Below are 4,311 nucleotides of genomic sequence, written 5' to 3'. Positions count from 1 at the left end.
TGCCCGCCAGGCGGTTTTGGGCTTGGCTGCAGCAGAGGCGGCGGCTTTGCAACTGATGGGGGATCTCGGCCAGCAGGGGGATCCAATCGGCAGCCTTGGTGGGGGTTTGCAGGCCGGATTCGGTGACCAAGCTGAGGCGGATCCCGGAGTGTTGGATTTGCAGCAGCCGCTCGTGGATTTCATCCGCCCGATCCCCCAGATCTGACAGGCGCAAGAGCAGCACTTCCTGCACCCAGCCGGCTGTGATGCGCCGGAACAGCTCCTCCAAATGAGTTCGGGATCCCCAATCGTGCAGGATGGGATCGGCCCCTCGCCCCTGGAGCCAGGCCAACTCCTGTTCCGGCAAAGGGGCATGGGAAGGCGTGTAGAGGTAGCCGCAAACGCTCATGGACAAGCCATTCAACTATTGTCACCGCCGCTGCGCCAGAACGGAATCAAGCACCTGGCGAATGTTGCCCTGGGCCTGTTGCAAGTGCTGACGAGCTTCCTGAGCAGAGCACCCCAGCAAGGCCACAAGGATCGCGGTTTTCACCTCTCCATCACAAGCCTGCAGCAATTGGGCAGCCGTAGTGGGATCCAGATCGCAGGCCAAAGCCACTATTCGCTCCGCCCGTTGCTTGAGCTTGGCATTGCTGGCCTGGAGATCCACCATTAGGTTGCCATAGGTCTTGCCCAAGCGGATCATTACTCCAGTGGAGATCGTGTTCAACACCAGCTTTTGGGCTGTGCCGGCTTTCATGCGGGTGGATCCGAGGATTACCTCCGGCCCCACCAAAGGGGCAATGGCAATGTCCACCTGCTCGGTTAGAGGAGAAGGGTGATTGCAGGCCAGGCCAATCGTGAGCGCCCCAATACTTCTGGCGGCTTGGATCCCACCCAGCACATAGGGGGTACGACCGCTGGCGGCAATTCCCACCACACTATCTTGAGCTTGGAGGTGAAGACCCTCCAGCGCGCGGGCAGCCGCTTCTGCGTCGTCCTCTGCACCCTCTACCGCCTGGGTCAGGGCTTTTTCCCCCCCGGCGATCAAAGCCACCACCTGTGCGGGGGAAGTGCCAAAAGTGGGCGGGCACTCAGCCGCATCCAGTACCCCCAGCCGACCTGAGGTTCCTGCCCCGATATAGATCAGCCGCCCGCCGTGACGCATCCGCTGGGCAATGGCATCGATGGCTTGGGCAATCGGCTCTGCTTGAGCAGCCACCGCTTCCGGCACCCGCCGATCCTCAGCGTTGATCCGTTTCACCAGTTCCCAGGTGCTGAGACGGTCGATCTCGGCTGTGGCCGGGTTGGGGCTTTCGGTCAGGGATCCGGGATCCCAAGCCAATTGTGGAGAAACCATGGCAGCGCTTGTCCAGGCAAGAGGGATCCGCCTTCAGGGATCCTACACTTTGTCTTCTCGGATTCTATCGGTGGCAGGGGGCTCTCCTGAGGGAGCAGTGGAGGGAAAAACTGCGCCAACAGCACCACAACAAGGGCAAGGAGCACCAAGCCGGCCCCCTTCGCCAACGTCCATTCAACCAAAACCTCTGCCAGCGGAAACGCAGCGCGGCCATTCTCCAAAGATGCCCCCATCACAAGCGGCGACCAGCCCAAATACGCCTCAGTCGGCAGCCCAACCGGTGAATTGACGAAGGCGAGCGCCGCCCAGTGGCGGTACTCTAGAAGGTGTTCTAAGGACTCCGTCCCGCTACTGCGATGAGTAAGTCCGTGCAAGCGATGGCAAGGACTCCGTCCCGCTACCGCGACCAGCCTGCCCTGCGCATCTTGATCGTGCGCCATGGTGAGAGCACCTTCAACCTGGAAAATCGCATTCAAGGCCGCTCCGATCTCTCCCGGCTCACCCCCACTGGAGAAGTGCAGGCGCAGCGTGTAGCCGAGGCCCTGGCCGGGATCCCGTTGGATTGCGCCTATTGCAGCCCCCTGTCTCGCGCCCTCGATACCGCTCGCGTCATTTTGAAAGACCGAGAAGGGATCCCTCTGCACGTTACCGATCAACTGCGGGAGATCGACCTGACGGCCTGGGAAGGGCTGACCTTTGCCGAGGTGCAGGAGAAATACCCCGAGGATTACCACCTGTGGCGGCACCATCCCGACACCCTGGAGCTAGAGGGCCGCTTTCCGGTGCGGGATCTCTGGCAGCAGGCGCAGGGGTTTTGGGAAATGCTGGCTTTCCATCTGCAATCGGCTTCGGGCCCCTGGAACCATGGAGCGGATCCCTCCCAGAGACAGACCCTCAATATCCTCATCGTGGGCCACAGCGGCATCAATCGCGCCCTGGTCAGCACCGCCATCGGCCTGGGGCCACACCACTATCACCGCCTTGGGCAGGATAACTGCGCCATCAGCGTTCTCAATTTTCCCGAGGGCCTGCAGGGGCCGCCACAACTGGAATCTCTGAACATCACCGCTCACCTCGGCCAAGCCCTGCCCAAGCGCAAGCAGGGGATGCGCATCTTGCTGGTGCGGCATGGGGAAACCCAATGGAACCGAGAGCGCCGTTTTCAAGGGCAGCGGGATATCCCCCTCAATGCCACCGGGGAGGAACAGGCAGCCAAGGTGGCAGAATTTTTGGCCACTCAACCCCTGCAACTGGCCTTCTCCAGCCCCCTGAAGCGCCCTTGGGCCACAGCCGATGCCATCTGCAGCAACCACAGCAACCTCATTTTGCGCCCAATGCCCGACTTGCAAGAGATCTGCCACGGCGACTGGGAGGGCAAGCTGCAAAGCGAAGTCGAAGCTGAATACCCCGGCGAGCTGGAGCGCTGGCAACGGGATCCCGCCAGTGTGCAGATGCCCAATGGGGAAAACCTTCACCAGGTGTGGGAGCGCACTCGCTCCGCTTGGCAGGAGCTTTTGGCCATCACCGCAGCCCAGTTTCCTCAGGGCACGGCGGTTGTTGTTGCCCACGATGCCATCAACAAGGCGATCATCTGTCAGTTGTTCGACCTTTCCCCCCAAGCCTTTTGGATCTTCAAGCAGGGGAATGGCGCCATTACGGTGATCGACTATCCAGAAGGCAAGGAGGGTGCCCCGGTTTTGAAGGTGTTGAACCTCACCACCCATCTGTCCGGCCAGATCCTGGACTGCACCACCGCTGGAGCTTTGTAAAGATGGGCTCATCCCCTCTCCGCGAGCTAACAGGACGACTAACAGGACAAAATGTGCATCTCCAGGGAGTGCGCCTGTTGGATCCTTGGCGTCAGCGGGATGAAGTAACCGATGTGTGGTTGCAGGAGGGTCGTCTGCGGGCCACCGAGCCGGCAGGGATCCCTGCCGACATCCCCACCATCGATGGCTCAGGCTGGGTAGTGGGGCCGGGTTTGCTGGATCTGTATGCCCACAGCGGCGAGGGGGTTGGCAGCGGTCGCGTAAGCGGTGCGGAGCACTTTCTGGCCCACAGTCGGGAAACCCTGACCTCTTTGGCTGCAGCGGCTTTGGCGGGAGGCTTTACCCAGGTGGGGCTTCTGCCCACCCCCCTTCCTGGAACCGGCCTATTTCCGGTGCTGGATCGCCCGGAACACCTGAACCGCTACCCCCGCCAATTGGGGGATCCCCGCTGGCTGCCCTGGGCTGCCCTGAGCGTGGGTGGCCAGGGAGAAACCCCAACCCCCTGGGGAGAACTGGCGCAAGCGGGAGCAGTTGGCTTTGCAGAGGTTCAGCCGCTGCGCTCCTTGGCTTTGGTGCGGCGGGCTCTGGAGTATTTGCGGCTGGGGAAGAAACCCCTGCTGCTCTGGGCCTGGGATCCCACCTTGGCCGGGCAAGGTAGCCTCTACGAAGGGATCTGGGCGCTGCGCCTAGGGCTGAAAGGGATCCCTGCCAGTGCCGAAACTGCCGCTCTGGCCCGTCTCTTGGAGGTGATCAGGAGCGTTCCTTCCCCTCCGCCTGTGCATATTATGCGCCTGAGCCAAGCCCGCAGCCTGGAGCTGATCCAACAGGCCCAAGCCGAAGGACTGCCGGTTACCGCCAGCACCACTTGGATGCACCTGATCTTGTCCGAAGAGGCCGTCTTTGAGCACCGCTACGATCCCCACCTTCGTCTCCTGCCCCCTCTTCCCAGCGCCGGCGACCGGGAGGCTCTGATCGCCGGAATCCGTTCCGGCAGCCTGGGGATCGCGACGGATCACCACCCCTACACCTACGAAGAGAAAACCCTGCCCTTTGCCGATGCTCCGCCGGGGGCGATGGGCCTGGAGCTGGCTCTGCCGCTGCTGTGGCAACATTTGGTGGCAACGGGATCCCTGACGGCGCTGCAACTGTGGTCTGCCCTCAGCCTGTACCCGGCCCGCTGCCTAAACCTAGATCCGCCCACCC

3 protein-coding genes and 1 pseudogene are annotated in these 4,311 nt (G+C 62.2%); 2 read left to right on the top strand and 2 right to left on the bottom strand.

Annotated elements, in window-relative coordinates; translation table 11 throughout:
* Positions 1-388: pseudogene (locus NW837_RS03940) on the bottom strand (resolvase); the annotation flags it as partial.
* Between the two features lie 21 nt (positions 389-409).
* Complete coding sequence (murQ, locus tag NW837_RS03935; protein ID WP_414329359.1) at positions 410-1,339, bottom strand: N-acetylmuramic acid 6-phosphate etherase; 930 nt, start codon at positions 1,337-1,339, stop codon at positions 410-412.
* 356 nt (positions 1,340-1,695) lie between these two features.
* Between murQ and NW837_RS03930 the strand changes: the two genes are divergently transcribed.
* Together NW837_RS03930 and NW837_RS03925 are read left to right on the top strand one after the other, a co-directional pair.
* On the top strand, positions 1,696-3,108 hold the full coding sequence (locus NW837_RS03930; protein WP_414329358.1) for a histidine phosphatase family protein: 1,413 nt from the start codon (positions 1,696-1,698) through the stop codon (positions 3,106-3,108).
* A 2-nt stretch (positions 3,109-3,110) separates the two neighbouring features.
* A partial coding sequence (locus NW837_RS03925) for a dihydroorotase (RefSeq protein WP_414329357.1) occupies positions 3,111-4,311 on the top strand: 1,201 nt, incomplete at its 3' end.

This window comes from Synechococcus sp. R6-10, assembly GCF_047461815.1.
Lineage (GTDB): Bacteria > Cyanobacteriota > Cyanobacteriia > Thermostichales > Thermostichaceae > Thermostichus.
This window is presented reverse-complemented; position numbering and strand designations above follow the sequence as displayed.

Bases quoted from the DNA above. Each gene is read 5' to 3' on its own strand.
- murQ (WP_414329359.1), bottom strand. From the start codon at position 1,339: ATGGTTTCTCCACAATTGGCTTGGGATCCCGGATCCCTGACCGAAAGC.
- NW837_RS03930 (WP_414329358.1), top strand. From the start codon at position 1,696: ATGAGTAAGTCCGTGCAAGCGATGGCAAGGACTCCGTCCCGCTACCGC.